Source organism: Pseudomonas sp. HMSC063H08, from assembly GCF_001813645.1.
GTDB lineage: Bacteria > Pseudomonadota > Gammaproteobacteria > Pseudomonadales > Pseudomonadaceae > Pseudomonas > Pseudomonas aeruginosa.
In genome coordinates, this window is record NZ_KV813620.1 from 37,080 (window position 1) to 50,424 (window position 13,345).

Below are 13,345 nucleotides of genomic sequence, written 5' to 3' on the forward strand. Positions count from 1 at the left end.
GGATGACGCCGTTGGCGTCATGCGCCCTACGGGCTATCGGGACGTCGCGCCGCCCGTGGCGTAGGGCGAATAGCCGCAGAGCGGTTATCCGCCATTTCGGCGGGGTATCGGCGGATGACGCCGTTGGCGTCATGCGCCCTACGGAGCTAGCGGAGCCTTGCGTCGCCGGGCCTCAGATCCACAGGATGAAAGCCAGTACCAGGGCGAAGAAGCCCCATTTCTGCAGGTAGTAGAGCTTGCGGTTGCGCTTCTTCAAACGTTTGCCCTGCAGGCGGATCTTGTAGAGGCTGTCGAAGATCCGATTGAGTCCGCCGGTCCGGTCGCCTGCGTTGTTCGGGGCGGCCGCGGCAGCCATCACGTTGCGGCTGAACCAGCGGTTGAAGGCGGTGGCCCAGCCCTGGGTCAGCGGCCGCTCGATGTCGCAGAAGAGAATGATGCGGTTGTATTCGGTGGCGTTTTCCGCGTAGTGGATGAAGGTTTCATCGAACACTACCGCCTCGCCGTCGCGCCAGTGGTAGCGCTCGCCGTCCACCTCGATGAAGCAGGCCGGATCGTTGGGGGTGAACAGTCCCAGGTGGAAGCGCAGCGAGCCGGCGTAGGGATCGCGGTGTCGCACCAGCTTCGAGCCCGGTGGCAGTTCGGCGAACATCGCCGCCTTGACCGAGGGAATCTGCCGTAACAGGGCGGTGGTCTGCGGGCAGAGTTGTCCGGCGGAGGGATGGGCCTCGTCGTACCATTTCAGGTAGAAGCGCTTCCAGCCGCTCTTGAAGAACGAGTTGAAACCGATATCGTCGTACTGTTCGGAACGCTTGATGTTGCCGGCGCCGTGCAGGTGCAGCGCCTCGCTGCGGATGGCTTGCCAGTTGTCGACCAGAACCTGCAGTTCGGGGAAGGTCTGCGGTGCCAGGTAGGGGCGGTTCGGTACCTTCGAGAACAGGTACATCAGGCAGTTGATCGGAGCGAGGAAGCTGGAGTGGTCGCTCAATTGGCGCGACAGCTTGTGGCGTACCCGGCCGCGAAAATGGACATAGAGGATGCTCAGCGCATAGGCCGCCAGGATGAGAACTTTCATGAATGCAAGGTCGTCGGTGCAAAAGAGGAGAATTTACTCCTGTTCTCAGTGCCTGAGTATGCTACCTGACGCTAATTCGCCAGCACTGCGCTCATTTTTCCGTAATCCTGGCCTCGAAAGGAGCGCACAATGAACGACACCGGCCGGCGTATCCTGCTCAACTGCGACATGGGCGAAAGCTTTGGCGCCTGGCGCATGGGCGACGATGTCCACAGCATGCCGCTGGTTGACCAGGCCAACCTGGCTTGCGGCTTCCACGCTGGCGACCCGCTCACCATGCGGCGCGCGGTGGAGCTGGCGGTACGCCATGGCGTGAGCATCGGCGCGCACCCGGCCTATCCCGACCTGAGCGGCTTCGGCCGGCGCTCGCTGGCCTGCTCTGCCGAAGAGGTGCATGCCATGGTGCTGTACCAGATCGGTGCGCTGGACGCTTTCTGCCGTTCCCTCGGTGCCCAGGTGGCCTATGTCAAGCCGCATGGCGCGCTGTACAACGACCTGGTCGGCGACGATGAGCTGCTGCGCGCCGTGCTCGACGCCTGCGCCGCCTATCGCAAGGGCCTGCCGCTGATGGTGCTGGCCCTGGCCGACAACGGCCGCGAGCTGGAACTGGCCGACGAGGCCGACGTGCCGCTGCTGTTCGAGGCCTTCGCCGATCGCGCCTACCTGCCGGACGGCCGGCTGGCGCCGCGGCGGCTTGGCGGCGCGGTGCATCACGATCCGCAGCGGATCATCGAACAGGCCCTGGCCATCGCCCGCGGCGAAGCCTTCCCCGACTACGACGGCAACCCGCTGCGCCTGACCGCCGACAGTCTTTGCGTGCATGGCGACAACCCGGAGTCGCTGGCGGTCCTCCGGCGCCTGCGCGCGGCCCTGGACAGCCTGTGATCCGCATCGAACCCGCTGGTGCCGAAGCCCTGCTGCTGACGCTCGCCGAAGAGCCCGAAGTGGACCTGTCTGTGCGCCTGGCCGAGCTGGCCAGACGTCTGCGCGAGGGGCTCGGCGAAGGCGTCAGGGATCTGGTGCCGGGCTGGACCACCCTGATGCTGCATTACGACCCCTACCGCATCGCCCCGCAGGTACTGGAAGAACGCCTGGGTCCGCTGCTGGCGGAGTGGCACGCCTGGCGCCCCGCCGAGGATGCCGGGCGCCTGCACGAGATTCCCGTCTGGTACGCCGGCGAGGACCTCGCGACGGTAGCGGTTGCCTGCGGATTGACTGGCGAAGGAGTGATCGAACTGCACAGCGCGGCCGAATACCGGGTCGGCGCGATCGGTTTCGCTCCGGGATTCGCCTACCTCGGCGGCCTCGATCCGCGCCTGGTCCTGCCGCGGCGGGCCACCCCGCGGGCGCGTGTACCGGCCGGCAGCCTGGCCATTGCCGAGGCGCAGACGGCGATCTATCCGCAGGCCTCGCCCGGCGGCTGGCACCTGCTGGGACGCAGTCCGTGGCGTCCGTTCGATCCGGCCGCCACTCCTCCGTGCCCACTGGCGCTGGGCGACCGGGTGCGCTTCGTCGCCATCGGGCGCGAGGACTTCCTCGACCTGGGCGGGCGCGAATGAATGGTTTGTGGATCGTCAAGGCGGGTCCGCAGAGCCTGCTGCAGGACGACGGTCGGCGTGGCTGGCAGCACCTCGGCGTATCCCCGGGCGGCCCTCTGGACCGCCAGGCGGCAGCCTGGGCCAATCGTCTGCTCGGTAATCCCTGGGGGACGCCATTGCTGGAAATCGCTTTCGGCGGCTTGGTGCTGGAGTGCAGGGTGGAGGCGACCTGGCTGGCGTTGACCGGAGCGCGCCTGGCGCTGACGGTGGACGGTCGCGAATGCCTGCCCTGGAGTCGCTTCCGGGTCCGCCGCGGGCAACGCATCGAACTGGGCTTCGCCGAGGCCGGGCAGCGTGCCTACCTGGCCTGCGCCGGCGGTATCCGGGCGAGGCCGGTACTGGGCAGCGTCGCCTGCCAGGTTCGCGACGGGCTCGGCGGTTTACAGGGCGATGGCCGGATCCTGGCGGAGGGCGATTGCCTGCCGTGTGCCGAAGCGGGAGCGGCGTGTCCGTGGGATGCCAGCGTGCCCTGGCGTTTCCAGCCGGACTACCGGCAGCAGCGGCCCTTGCGCGTGCTGCTCGGCGGCGATGCGGCGGCCTTCGACGCAGCCAGCCGGCAAGCCTTCTTCGCCAGCGCCTGGCGAATCAGCCCGCGGTCCGATCGCATGGGCGTCCGCCTGGCCGGCGAGCCACTGCGCGGGGCGCCGCGCGCCTGGTCGCAGGGCGTGGTGGAGGGCGCTATCCAGGTTCCGCCCGATGGCCAACCCATCGTGCTGATGGCCGACCGCCAGAGCATGGGCGGCTATCCGCTGCTGGGCTTCGTCCATCCACTGGACCTCTCGCGCCTGGCGCAAAGCCCCGCGCATAGCGAGGTAACCTTCGTCGAGAGCGACCTGGCGACGCAGCAGGCCGATCTGCTGCGCTTCTACCGCTTCTTCCGCGGCTGAGCGCTCAGCCGGCCAGGTGGCCGAGCGGCAGCGGCGAGGGCGCCTTGACCGTCTTGATCGCGAAGTTGCTGCGAATGTCGCTGACCCCGGGCAGGCGCAGCAGGGTCTCGCTGAGCAGGCGTTCGTAGGCGCGCAGGTCGGGGACCACCACTTGCAGGAGGAAGTCCGACTCGCCGGAGACGAGGTGCACCGAGATCACCTCCGGCAGGTCGACCACCGCACGGTGGAAGGCCTCGGCCTGCTCCTGGCGGTGGCGTTCCACCTTGATCCCGACGAACACCGTGAGGCCGAGGCCGACCTCGTCGCGGTCGATGCTGGCCTGGTAGCCGCGAATCACCCCGGCCTCTTCCAGCAGGCGCACGCGGCGCAGGCAGGGGGACGGGGAGAGGCCGATCTCCTCGGCCAGTTGGACGTTGCTCAGGCGGCCGTCGCGCTGGAGGGCGGCGAGGATGCGGTGGTCATAGGCGTCGAGTTTCATCTTGGCATATCCGGATGGATAGTCTCCAGAGAGTAGAATTTACTGCCAAATAGAATGGATAGGCTGGTGGAAAACGCAAGCACCTGCCCTGCCTTGCGGGCATAGAATCGTTATCCGGGTCACCTTCCTGGAGCCGATACGATGGACACGAGCGCTTTCCTGATTGCCCTGGCGGTGGTTTACCTGGTCCCCGGACCAGACATGCTCCTGCTGTTCCAGACCGGCGCCCGCCAGGGCCGTCGCGCGGCGCTGGTCACCGCCCTCGGCCTGGCGCTGGCTCGGGCCTGCCATGTGCTGATGGCCGCGACCGGGCTGGCGCTGCTGTTCCGTACCGCTCCCTGGACCTTCGACCTGGTGCGCTTGCTCGGCGCCGCCTACCTCGCCTGGCTTGGCCTGCAGATGCTGCGCGGTGGCGGACTGGCCTTGCCGACCAGCGACACGGGCTCCGCGCCGCTAGTCCCCCACGCCGACCGCCGGGCCTTGCTGCGCGGACTCCTGACCAACCTGCTGAACCCCAAGGCCCTGCTGTTCTGTTCGGTGCTGCTGCCGCAGTTCGTCAGCCCCGAGGCCGGTTCGCTGGCCGTCCAGTTCGCCGCGCTCGGTGCGGTCCTGGTTCTGGTTGGCCTGGCCTTCGACTGCGCCTACGCCCTGGTCGGTGGCCGCCTGGGCCGCTGGCTGGCGTCCCGGCCGCGGGCACAGCGCCTGCAGCAGTGGGGCTTCGGTGGGTTGTTGATAGGGTTCGGGGTAAGGCTGGCGCTGCTGCGCCAGCTCTGAAGGGCTGCGGGGCGGCGAGCGCCCCGTGGCGCTCAGCCGAGGAACTGCTCGGCGTGGTGACAGGCCACCTGGCGCTGGTCGAGCAGGCGCAGCTCGGGCACCTCGCTGCGGCAGCGCTCGGTGGCGTAGGGGCAGCGCTTGTGGAAGGCGCAACCCTCCGGCGGGTGCAGCGGGTTCGGCAGTTCGCCCTGGATGCGGATCTTCGGCTTCGTCGGGTCCGGGTGGATCGCCGGGGTCGCCGAGAGCAGCGCGCGGGTATAGGGATGCAGCGGGTTCTCGTAGAGCTTGTCCGCCGGCCCCATCTCCGCCGGTCGGCCGAGGTACATCACCAGGACGTCGTCGGCGACGTGGCGGACCACCGCCAGGTTGTGCGAGATGAACACGTAGGCGGTGCGGAACTGCTGCTGCAGGTCCATGAACAGGTTCAGTACCTGGGCCTGGATCGACACGTCGAGGGCCGAGGTCGGCTCGTCCGCCACCAGCACCTTGGGTTGCAGCATCATCGCCCGGGCCAGGGCGATGCGCTGGCGCTGGCCGCCGGAGAACATGTGCGGGTAGCGCTGGTAGTGCTCCGGCCGCAGGCCGACCTGGCGCATCATCTGCTGGACCTTTTCGCGGCGTTCCTCGCGCGACAGCGCGGTGTTGATCAGCAGCGGCTCGGCCAACTGGTCGCCGATCTTCTGTCGCGGATTGAGCGAGGCGTAGGGGTTCTGGAAGACCATCTGCACGTCGCGGCGCAACTGCCGGCGCTGGTCCTTGCTGGCGCCCTTGACCTCCTGCCCGGCGATTTTCAGCGAGCCGGAGGTGGGCTCCTCGATCAGGGTCAGGGCGCGCGCCAGGGTCGACTTGCCGCAGCCGGACTCGCCGACCACGGCGAGGGTCTTGCCGGCTTCCAGTTCGAACGATACGCCGTTCAGCGCGCGCACCTGGGCATGGCCCTTGAACAGGCCGCGGGAGACTTCGTAGTGACGGGTCAGATCACGGGCGGTCAGAACGGTTTCCATCAGGCCACCTCGTTCAGCAGGTTCAACGGATAGAAGCAGCGCACCGCGCCGCGCTCGTGCGCTTCCAGGGCCGGCCGCTCCTGGCGGCAATGCTCCTGGGCATAGGGGCAGCGTGGCGACAGCAGGCAACCGCGCGGGCGGTCGTAGCGCCCCGGAACGATGCCGGGCAGGGTGGCCAGGCGGGCTTCGCCGGCACAGTGCTCGGGGATCGCCTTGATCAGCGCCTCGGTGTAGGGATGGGTCGGGCGGTCGAACAGCGCCGGCACGCCGCCGATCTCCACCGCTTCGCCGGCGTACATCACGCAGACGCGCTGGGCGGTCTCGGCGACCACGGCGAGATCGTGGGTGATCAGGATCAGCGCCATGTCCTGGTCGCGCTGCAGGTTCAGCAGCAGCTCCATGATCTGCGCCTGGATGGTCACGTCGAGGGCGGTGGTCGGCTCGTCGGCGATCAGCAGCTTGGGCTCGGCAGCGATGGCCATGGCGATCGCCACGCGCTGGCTCATGCCGCCGGAGAGCTGGTGCGGGTAGGCGTCGAGACGGCTGGCGGCGGCCGGGATCTCGACCCGTTCGAGCAGTTCCAGGGCGCGCTGGCGCAGGGCCTTGCCGCGCAGGCCGAGATGCAGGCGGAGGACTTCCTCGATCTGGTAGCCGACGGTGTAGCTGGGGTTGAGGGCGGTCATCGGGTCCTGGAAGACCATCGCCATGTCCTTGCCGACGATGCGCCGGCGCTGGCGGCCCTTGAGGGTGAGCATGTCGTGGCCGTCGAAGCGCAGGTGATCGGCGGACACCCAGCCGGGGGCGTCGATCAGGCCCATCAGGGCCATCATGGTCACCGACTTGCCGGAGCCGGACTCGCCGACGATGGCCAGCACCTCGCCCTTGTCGACGTTCAGGTCGAGGCCGTCGACCACGGGCACGGCGGTGGTGTCGCCGAAGCGTACGCTGAGGTTCTTGATATCGAGGAGGCTCATGCGGCGGTCTCCTGTGGCGCGGATACGGATGCGCTGTTCATGGTTGTGCTCCTCATGCCGCGTTCTTCAGTTTCGGATCGAGGGCGTCGCGCAGGCCGTCGCCCATCAGGTTGATCGCCAGTACGCTGAGCAGGATGGTCAGGCCGGGCAGGCTGACCACCCACCAGGCGCGCTCGATGTAGTCGCGGGCGGAGGCGAGCATGGTGCCCCACTCGGGGGTCGGCGGTTGCACGCCGAGGCCGAGGAAGCCGAGGGCGGCGGCGTCGAGGATCGCCGAAGAGAAGCTCAGGGTGGCCTGGACGATCAGCGGCGCCATGCAGTTCGGCAGCACGCAGACGAACATCAGTCGCAGGGTGCCGGCGCCGGCCAGGCGCGAGGCGGTGACGTAGTCGCGGTTTAGCTCGGTCATCACCGCGGCGCGGGTCAGGCGTACGTAGGCCGGCAGCGAGACGATGGCGATGGCGATCACGGTGTTGATCAGGCCCGGGCCGAGGATCGCCACGATGGCCACCGCCAGCAGCAGCGACGGCAGCGCCAGCATGATGTCCATCAGGCGCATGATCAGCGGCCCGGCACGGTTCGGCGAGAAGCCGGCGAGCAGGCCGAGGAGGATGCCGGGGATCAGCGAGATCACCACCGAGGACAGGCCGATCAGCAGCGACAGGCGGGCGCCGTGGATCAGCCGCGAGAGCAGGTCGCGGCCCAGCTCGTCGGTGCCGAGCAGGAAGCGCGCCTGGCCGCCTTCCAGCCAGGATGGCGGGGTCAGCAGGAAGTCCCGGAACTGCTCGCTCGGATCGTAGGGGGCGACCCAGGGGGCGAACAGCGCGCAGAACACGATCAGCAGCATGAACAGCAGGCCGCCGAGGGCGCCCTTGTTGTGCGCGAAGGACTGCCAGAATTCCTTCAGCGGGGACGGGTAGACCAGGCTCGGGTCGCTGGCGGGAGCGTTGTGCATGGCGTTCATCGGCTGGCTCCTCAGCGTTGGTGGCGAATGCGCGGGTTGGCCAGGCCGTAGAGGATGTCCACGACGAAATTGACCAGGATGACCAGGGTGGCGACCAGCAGGATGCCGTTCTGCACCACCGGGTAGTCGCGACGGCTGATGGCGTCGATCAGCCACTTGCCGATGCCCGGCCAGGAGAAGATGGTTTCGGTCAGCACCGCGCCGGCGAGCAGCGTGCCGACCTGCAGGCCGAATACCGTCAGCACCGGAATCAGCGCGTTGCGCAGGGCGTGCACGAAGACCACCCGGGCCGGCGACAGGCCCTTGGCGCGGGCGGTGCGCACATAGTCTTCGCGCAGCACCTCGAGCATCGCCGAGCGGGTCATGCGGGCGATCACCGCTAGCGGGATGGTGCCCAGCACGATGGCCGGCAGGATCAGGTGGCGCACGGCATCGAGGAACGAGCCCTGTTCGTCGGAAAGCAGGGTGTCGATCAGCATGAAGCCGGTCTTCGGCTCGATGTCGTAGAGCAGGTCGAGACGGCCGGACACCGGCGTCCAGCCCAGCGACACGGAGAACAGCATGATCAGGATCAGGCCCCACCAGAAGATCGGCATCGAATAGCCGGCGAGGGACACCGTCATCACCCCGTGGTCGAACAACGAACCGCGTTTCAGGGCGGCGATCACCCCGGCCAGCAGGCCGAAGGTGCCGGCGAAGAGCATGGCGGCCAGGGACAGTTCCAGGGTCGCCGGGAACAGGGTGAGGAATTCGTGCCAGACGCCTTCACGGGTGGTCAGCGATTCGCCGAGATTGCCCTGTGCCAGGTTGCCCACGTAGTCCAGGTACTGCTGGTACAACGGCTTGTCCAGGCCCAGGCGGTGTAGGGCCTCGGCATGCATCTGCGGATCGACGCGACGTTCGCCCATCATCACTTCCACCGGGTCGCCGGGAATCAGGCGGATCAGCGCGAAGGTGAGCAGCGTCACGCCGAAGAAGGTGGGGATCAGCAACCCCAATCGTCGTGCAATGAAACTAAGCATGTTGGCGGGTAACTCCTCATCGCGGACCGTGCGCCCCGCTGGCGGCAGGGCTGTGGTCCTTGTTCTTCTAGGGCTTCACCGAGGTGGTGGCGAAGTTGTTGTTGCTCAACGGATTGATCACGTAGCCCTGCACCGTGTTCCGCCGGACGTTGAACAGCTTCGGGTAGGCCAGCGGTATCCATGGGGCCTGTTCGTGGAATACCACCTGGGCCTGCTCGTACAGTTTCGCCCGCTCGGCCGGATCGCTCACCTCGCGGGCCTTGCGCATCAGCGCCTCGAAGTCCTTGTCGCACCAGCGCGCCTGGTTTTCACCCGACTCGGCGGCGGCGCAGCTCAGGTTCGGGCTGAGGAAGTTGTCCGGGTCGCCGTTGTCGCCGGCCCAGCCAAGCAGCGACAGGTCGTGCTCGCCGGCCTTCGAACGCTTGAGCAGCTCGCCCCATTCCAGGGAACGGATGGTCAGTTGGATGCCGGCCTTGGCCAGGTCTGCTTGCAGCATCTGTGCCGCCAGGGCGGGGTTGGGGATGGTAGGCGAGGTGCCGTTGCGAATGAACAGGGTGATCCTGAGATTTTCCGCACCGGCTTCCTTGAGCAGCGCCCTGGCGCGTTCGGGATCGTGCGGCCAGTCCTGGATCGAATGGTTGTAGCCGAGCAGGGTCGGGGGATAGGGACCGACCGCCGGACTGGCCGCGCCGGGGCCGAACACCGCGTCGAGCATGGCCTTCTTGTCCAGAGCGAGGTTGATCGCCTGGCGCACGCGCGGGTCGTCGAGCGGCTTGTGCTGGGTGTTGATGGCAATGTAGGTGGTCAGCAGGGCATCGATCTCGTCCACCGCCAGGTTCGGGTCCTGCTTCAGGCGCGGCACGTCCTCCGGTTTCGGGTACAGCGAGACCTGGCACTCGCCGGCACGGACCTTCTGCATGCGCACGTTGGGATCGAGGGTAATGGCGAACACCAGGTTGTCGATCGGCGGCTTGCCGGCGTAGTAGTCCGGGTTCGCCGTGTAGCGGACCTGGGCGTCCTTGGCGTAGCGCTTGAAGACGAACGGCCCGGTGCCGATCGGCTGGTTGTTCAGCTGGCCCAGCTTGCCGGCGGCGAGCAACTGGTCGCCGTACTCGGCGGAATAGATGGACGCGAAGGGCATCGCCATATCGCGCAGGAACGGCGCTTCGGGACGGTTGAGGACGAAGCGCACGGTGAGCTCGTCGACCTTTTCCACCGACTTGATCAGCTCGCCCATGCCCATCGCGTCGAAGTAGGCGTAGCCGCGCAGCGCCGAGGCATGCCAGGGATGCTTCGGATCGAGGGCGCGCTGGAAGGTCCACAGCACATCATCGGCATTCAGGCTCCGGGTCGGCTTGAAGTAGTCGGTGGTATGGAATTTCACGCCGGGGCGCAGGTGGAAGGTATAGCTCAGTCCGTCGGCGCTGACGTCCCAGCGCTCGGCCAGCCCCGGGATCACCTCGGTGGTGCCGGGGCGGAAGGCGAGCAGGCGGTTGAACACGGTTTCCGCGGAGGCGTCGGCGGTCACCGCGCCGGTGTACTGGACGATGTCGAAGCCTTCCGGGCTGGCCTCGGTGCAGACCACCAGGTTCTTCGCCTGGGCCGCGCCGGCGGCGCATAGCGCCAGGGCCAGGGGCAGGTGTCGGAGCAACGGATGGAGCATGGGGTCCTCCTCGTGGGCCCCGTCGCCGGGGCCGCCGGTTGTCGCAGGTTTACAGCAGGTTGAAGGGGAAGGTGCTGACCAGGCGCAGTTCGTTGACGCTGCCGTCGACCTGGTTCTGGCTGGCCTTGTGCATCATGTAGGTGAGCTTGAAGGTGCTGTCCTTGATCGGCCCGTTCTGCACCTTGTAGGCCGCCATCAGGCCCAGCTCGTGGTGCTTCTCGCCGTCCTGGGCGCGCACCTCGGCGTAGTTGCCGTAGGCACCGTTGCGATCGCCGTCGTAGTGGGTGCCGTCGATGTCCCAGCCCTTCACGTACCACACGCCGGTGCTCAGGCCGGGGACCCCGTAGTAGCTCCAGTCGGTCTCGTAGCGGATCTGCGCGGACTTCTCGTTGGGGCTGTTGTAGTCGGCCAGCATCGAGTTGGCCAGGAAGATCGCCGAGGTTTCGTGCACGTAGTCGAAGTATTCGTTGCCGTCGACCTGCTGGTAGGCCAGGGTCAGGGCGTGGGCGCGATGGCCGAGGGTGAAGGCCAGGCTCCAGGTGTCGTTGTCGATGTAGCCGGCCTCGCGCGCGCCGGTGTCGCCGGTGTGGTAGCCGTTGAAGGCGGTACGCAGGGCGATGCCGTTCTCGAGGTCGCCGATGTCGTGGGTCACGCCCAGGTAGTACTGGTTCCAGACGTCCTGGAAATGCGAGCCATAGAGGGAGATCTCCAGCCCGTCGAGCGGCTTGTAGTTGCCGCCCAGGTAGTTCAGGCGGTCGCCCTTGACCTGGCGGGTGCCGTACTCGGTGGTCATGTCCTCGTCGCCGGAACCGGTCCGCGGGCTGACCTTGCGGAAGCTGCCGGCCTGCAGGCTGAGGTTGTCCAGCTCCTCGCTGGTCACAGCGAAGCCGGTGAAGCTGGAGGGCAGGGCACGGTTGTCGATATAGCTGAACACCGGAGTGTTGACCAGGAAGCGACCGGCCTTGAATTCGGTGTTCGAGGCGCGCAGGCGGATATTGGCGACGCCCAGCTTGGACCATTCGCCGATCGCCTCGCCATCGCTGTTCGCCAGGGTCCGGTTGCCGCCGCCGCCGATGCGGCCCTTGCCGCGCTCCAGGGCGATCTCGTTGAAGGCTGCGACGTCGAAGCCGAAGCCGATGCTGCCCTGGGTGTAGCCCGAGCTGTACTTGAGCACCGTGCCCTGGACCCAGGCGTTGCGCTGGTGGATGCGCTGGGAGCCGCCGCCGGCCTTGGGAATGCGGAAGGTGAAGCTGTCCTTCATGTTTTCCCGCGAGTAGAAGTTGCGGGTGGTCAGGGTCAGGCTCTGCCCCTCGAACAGCCCGCTGGCGCCGGCCTGGCCCTTGATCGGTTTCTCCACGCTGGGGATGCTCTGCACCTGGGCGGCGTAGCTGGGATTGTCCGGGGTCGGCGGGGTTTCCTGCTCGTCCGCCGCCCAGCCTGGCGCGGCCGATGCCATCAAGGCCAGTCCCAGCGTCGCGCCGGTCACTCGTTGGTATCTCATCACCTGATTGCTCCCTTTATTGTTGTCATGGCACCTGTTTTACCCACCGGGTTTGCGCCGGTTTCGCCCGCGCCTGGGCGCGGCGGTCGAATACGGCGAGGCGAGCGCTCCTGGCGGAACGCGCGCAGCGCCGTTCTGGAACACGGGCAGGAAAAGCAAAGAAATGAAGTACGGGTCGTGCCGTTCTTCTGCGCCCCGGTCGTTTCACGACCGGGGCGGCGTCGGCATCAGGGCTGGTTGGTTACGCCATAGAAGGCGTTCCGCGAGAAGGGGCTGATCTTGAAGTCATGCACCGACTTGTTCATCGGCTGGTACACGGTGGAGTGGGCGATCGGGGTGATCGGCACCTGTTCCTTGAGGATGTGCTGGGCCTGCTTGTACAGCTCGCTGCGCTTGTCCTGGTCGGAGACCCGCTTGGCAGCCTTGACCAGCTTGTCGTAGGCCGCGTCGCACCATTTCGATACGTTGTTGCCGTTGATCGAGTCGCAGCCGTAGAGGGTCGCCAGCCAGTTGTCCGGATCGCCGTTGTCGCCGGTCCAGCCGAACAGCATGGCGTCATGCTCGCCGGCATGGGCGCGCTTGATGTACTCGCCCCATTCGTAGCTGACGATCCTGGCCTTGATGCCGATCTTCGCCCAGTCGGCCTGGATCATCTCCGCCATCAGCTTGGCGTTGGGGTTGTAGGGACGCTGCACCGGCATCGCCCACAGGGTGATCTCGGTGCCCTCGGCGACGCCGGCCTTCTTCAGCAGTTCCCGGGCCTTGGCCGGATCGAACGGGGCGTCCTTGATGGTTTCGTCATAGGACCACTGGGTCGGCGGCATGCCGTTCACCGCCAGTTGCCCGGCACCCTGGTAGACGGCGTCGATGATGGCCTGCTTGTTCACCGCCATGTCCAGCGCCTGGCGTACTTCGAGCTGGTCGAACGGCTTGTGGGTGACGTTGTAGGCGATGTAGCCGAGGTTGAAGCCTGGCTGCGAGGGCACCTTCAGGTTCGCCGCTTCCTGCAGGGCCTTGAGATCGGCGGGGCGTGGGTTGAGGGTGATCTGGCACTCGCCGGCCTTGAGCTTCTGCGCGCGCACCGCGGCGTCGGTGTTGATCGAGAAGATCAGGTTGTCGATCTTCACGTCTTCGGGTTTCCAGTAGTCCTTGTTGCCCTTGAAGCGGATCTGCGCATCCTTCTGGTAGCGGCTCAGGATGAAAGGCCCGGTGCCGATCGGCTTCTGGTTGATCTGCTGTGGCTTGCCGGCCTCGAGCAACTGCCCGGCGTACTCGGCGGACTGGATCGAGGCGACGTCCATCGCCAGGTTCTGGATGAAGGCGGCGTCGACCTCGTTGAGGGTGAACTTCACCCTGTGCTCGTCGAGCTTCTCGACCCTGGCGATGTTCTTGTCCAGGCCCATGTCGG

The 13,345-nt window shown here is 67.0% G+C and carries 13 protein-coding genes; 4 read left to right on the forward strand and 9 right to left on the reverse strand.

Features of this window, described 5'->3' with window-relative positions; all coding sequences use genetic code 11:
• Positions 1 to 172: 172 nt before the first annotated feature.
• On the reverse strand, positions 173 to 1,072 hold the full coding sequence (gene lpxO, locus HMPREF2924_RS30705; protein WP_023124824.1) for a lipid A hydroxylase LpxO: 900 nt from the start codon (positions 1,070 to 1,072) through the stop codon (positions 173 to 175).
• Between the two features lie 129 nt (positions 1,073 to 1,201).
• Here lpxO and HMPREF2924_RS30710 point away from each other — a divergent pair, with 129 nt between their 5' ends.
• The 3 genes from HMPREF2924_RS30710 to HMPREF2924_RS30720 are packed head-to-tail and all read left to right on the forward strand — an operon-like array spanning position 1,202 to position 3,557.
• Positions 1,202 to 1,957, forward strand: coding sequence for a 5-oxoprolinase subunit PxpA (locus tag HMPREF2924_RS30710; protein ID WP_003094461.1), 756 nt, complete (start codon positions 1,202 to 1,204; stop codon positions 1,955 to 1,957).
• Positions 1,954 to 2,631 (forward strand): 5-oxoprolinase subunit PxpB, encoded by a 678-nt coding sequence (pxpB, locus tag HMPREF2924_RS30715; protein WP_003094459.1) that lies wholly within the window; start codon positions 1,954 to 1,956, stop codon positions 2,629 to 2,631. The genes HMPREF2924_RS30710 and pxpB overlap by 4 nt, the downstream gene beginning before the upstream one ends.
• Entirely contained in the window at positions 2,628 to 3,557 is a 930-nt protein-coding gene (locus HMPREF2924_RS30720) for a 5-oxoprolinase subunit C family protein (protein ID WP_003134856.1), read from the forward strand. The genes pxpB and HMPREF2924_RS30720 overlap by 4 nt, the downstream gene beginning before the upstream one ends.
• A gap of 4 nt (positions 3,558 to 3,561) precedes the next feature.
• On the opposite strand, the gene HMPREF2924_RS30725 is transcribed toward HMPREF2924_RS30720, so the two are convergent.
• Positions 3,562 to 4,035 carry an Lrp/AsnC family transcriptional regulator gene (locus HMPREF2924_RS30725; protein WP_003094456.1) on the reverse strand — a complete coding sequence of 158 codons (474 nt, stop codon included), beginning with the start codon at positions 4,033 to 4,035 and terminating at the stop codon, positions 3,562 to 3,564.
• Between the two features lie 141 nt (positions 4,036 to 4,176).
• Between HMPREF2924_RS30725 and HMPREF2924_RS30730 the strand changes: the two genes are divergently transcribed.
• A complete protein-coding gene (locus HMPREF2924_RS30730; RefSeq protein WP_003134855.1) occupies positions 4,177 to 4,809 on the forward strand; it encodes a LysE family translocator in 633 nt (210 codons plus the stop codon).
• A gap of 32 nt (positions 4,810 to 4,841) precedes the next feature.
• Here HMPREF2924_RS30730 and HMPREF2924_RS30735 read toward each other — a convergent pair whose 3' ends face one another.
• The 7 genes from HMPREF2924_RS30735 to HMPREF2924_RS30765 form a co-directional block, all read right to left on the reverse strand.
• On the reverse strand, positions 4,842 to 5,813 hold the full coding sequence (locus HMPREF2924_RS30735) for a peptide ABC transporter ATP-binding protein (RefSeq protein WP_003110330.1): 972 nt from the start codon (positions 5,811 to 5,813) through the stop codon (positions 4,842 to 4,844).
• Positions 5,813 to 6,787 (reverse strand): ABC transporter ATP-binding protein, encoded by a 975-nt coding sequence (locus HMPREF2924_RS30740; protein WP_003134853.1) that lies wholly within the window; start codon positions 6,785 to 6,787, stop codon positions 5,813 to 5,815. Before HMPREF2924_RS30740 ends, HMPREF2924_RS30735 begins: the two co-directional genes overlap by 1 nt.
• Positions 6,788 to 6,839: 52 nt before the next feature.
• Positions 6,840 to 7,751 carry an ABC transporter permease subunit gene (locus HMPREF2924_RS30745; protein ID WP_003094448.1) on the reverse strand — a complete coding sequence of 304 codons (912 nt, stop codon included), beginning with the start codon at positions 7,749 to 7,751 and terminating at the stop codon, positions 6,840 to 6,842.
• 11 nt (positions 7,752 to 7,762) lie between these two features.
• A complete protein-coding gene (locus tag HMPREF2924_RS30750; protein WP_003105448.1) occupies positions 7,763 to 8,773 on the reverse strand; it encodes an ABC transporter permease subunit in 1,011 nt (336 codons plus the stop codon).
• Positions 8,774 to 8,840: 67 nt separating this feature from the next.
• Positions 8,841 to 10,436: an ABC transporter substrate-binding protein gene (locus HMPREF2924_RS30755; protein WP_003112859.1), complete on the reverse strand. Its 1,596-nt coding sequence runs from the start codon at positions 10,434 to 10,436 to the stop codon at positions 8,841 to 8,843.
• 49 nt (positions 10,437 to 10,485) lie between these two features.
• Entirely contained in the window at positions 10,486 to 11,940 is a 1,455-nt protein-coding gene (locus tag HMPREF2924_RS30760; RefSeq protein ID WP_003141335.1) for an OprD family outer membrane porin, read from the reverse strand.
• A 224-nt stretch (positions 11,941 to 12,164) separates the two neighbouring features.
• Positions 12,165 to 13,345, reverse strand: a 1,181-nt coding sequence (locus HMPREF2924_RS30765; RefSeq protein WP_070700851.1) for an ABC transporter substrate-binding protein, incomplete at its 5' end; no start/stop codon positions are given.

Coding starts and splice junctions, on each gene's coding strand:
- lpxO (WP_023124824.1), bottom strand. CDS start 1,072: ATGAAAGTTCTCATCCTGGCGGCCTATGCGCTGAGCATCCTCTATGTC.
- HMPREF2924_RS30710 (WP_003094461.1), top strand. CDS start 1,202: ATGAACGACACCGGCCGGCGTATCCTGCTCAACTGCGACATGGGCGAA.
- HMPREF2924_RS30720 (WP_003134856.1), top strand. CDS start 2,628: ATGAATGGTTTGTGGATCGTCAAGGCGGGTCCGCAGAGCCTGCTGCAG.
- HMPREF2924_RS30725 (WP_003094456.1), bottom strand. CDS start 4,035: ATGAAACTCGACGCCTATGACCACCGCATCCTCGCCGCCCTCCAGCGC.
- HMPREF2924_RS30730 (WP_003134855.1), top strand. CDS start 4,177: ATGGACACGAGCGCTTTCCTGATTGCCCTGGCGGTGGTTTACCTGGTC.
- HMPREF2924_RS30735 (WP_003110330.1), bottom strand. CDS start 5,813: ATGGAAACCGTTCTGACCGCCCGTGATCTGACCCGTCACTACGAAGTC.
- HMPREF2924_RS30740 (WP_003134853.1), bottom strand. CDS start 6,787: ATGAGCCTCCTCGATATCAAGAACCTCAGCGTACGCTTCGGCGACACC.
- HMPREF2924_RS30745 (WP_003094448.1), bottom strand. CDS start 7,751: ATGAACGCCATGCACAACGCTCCCGCCAGCGACCCGAGCCTGGTCTAC.
- HMPREF2924_RS30750 (WP_003105448.1), bottom strand. CDS start 8,773: ATGCTTAGTTTCATTGCACGACGATTGGGGTTGCTGATCCCCACCTTC.
- HMPREF2924_RS30755 (WP_003112859.1), bottom strand. CDS start 10,436: ATGCTCCATCCGTTGCTCCGACACCTGCCCCTGGCCCTGGCGCTATGC.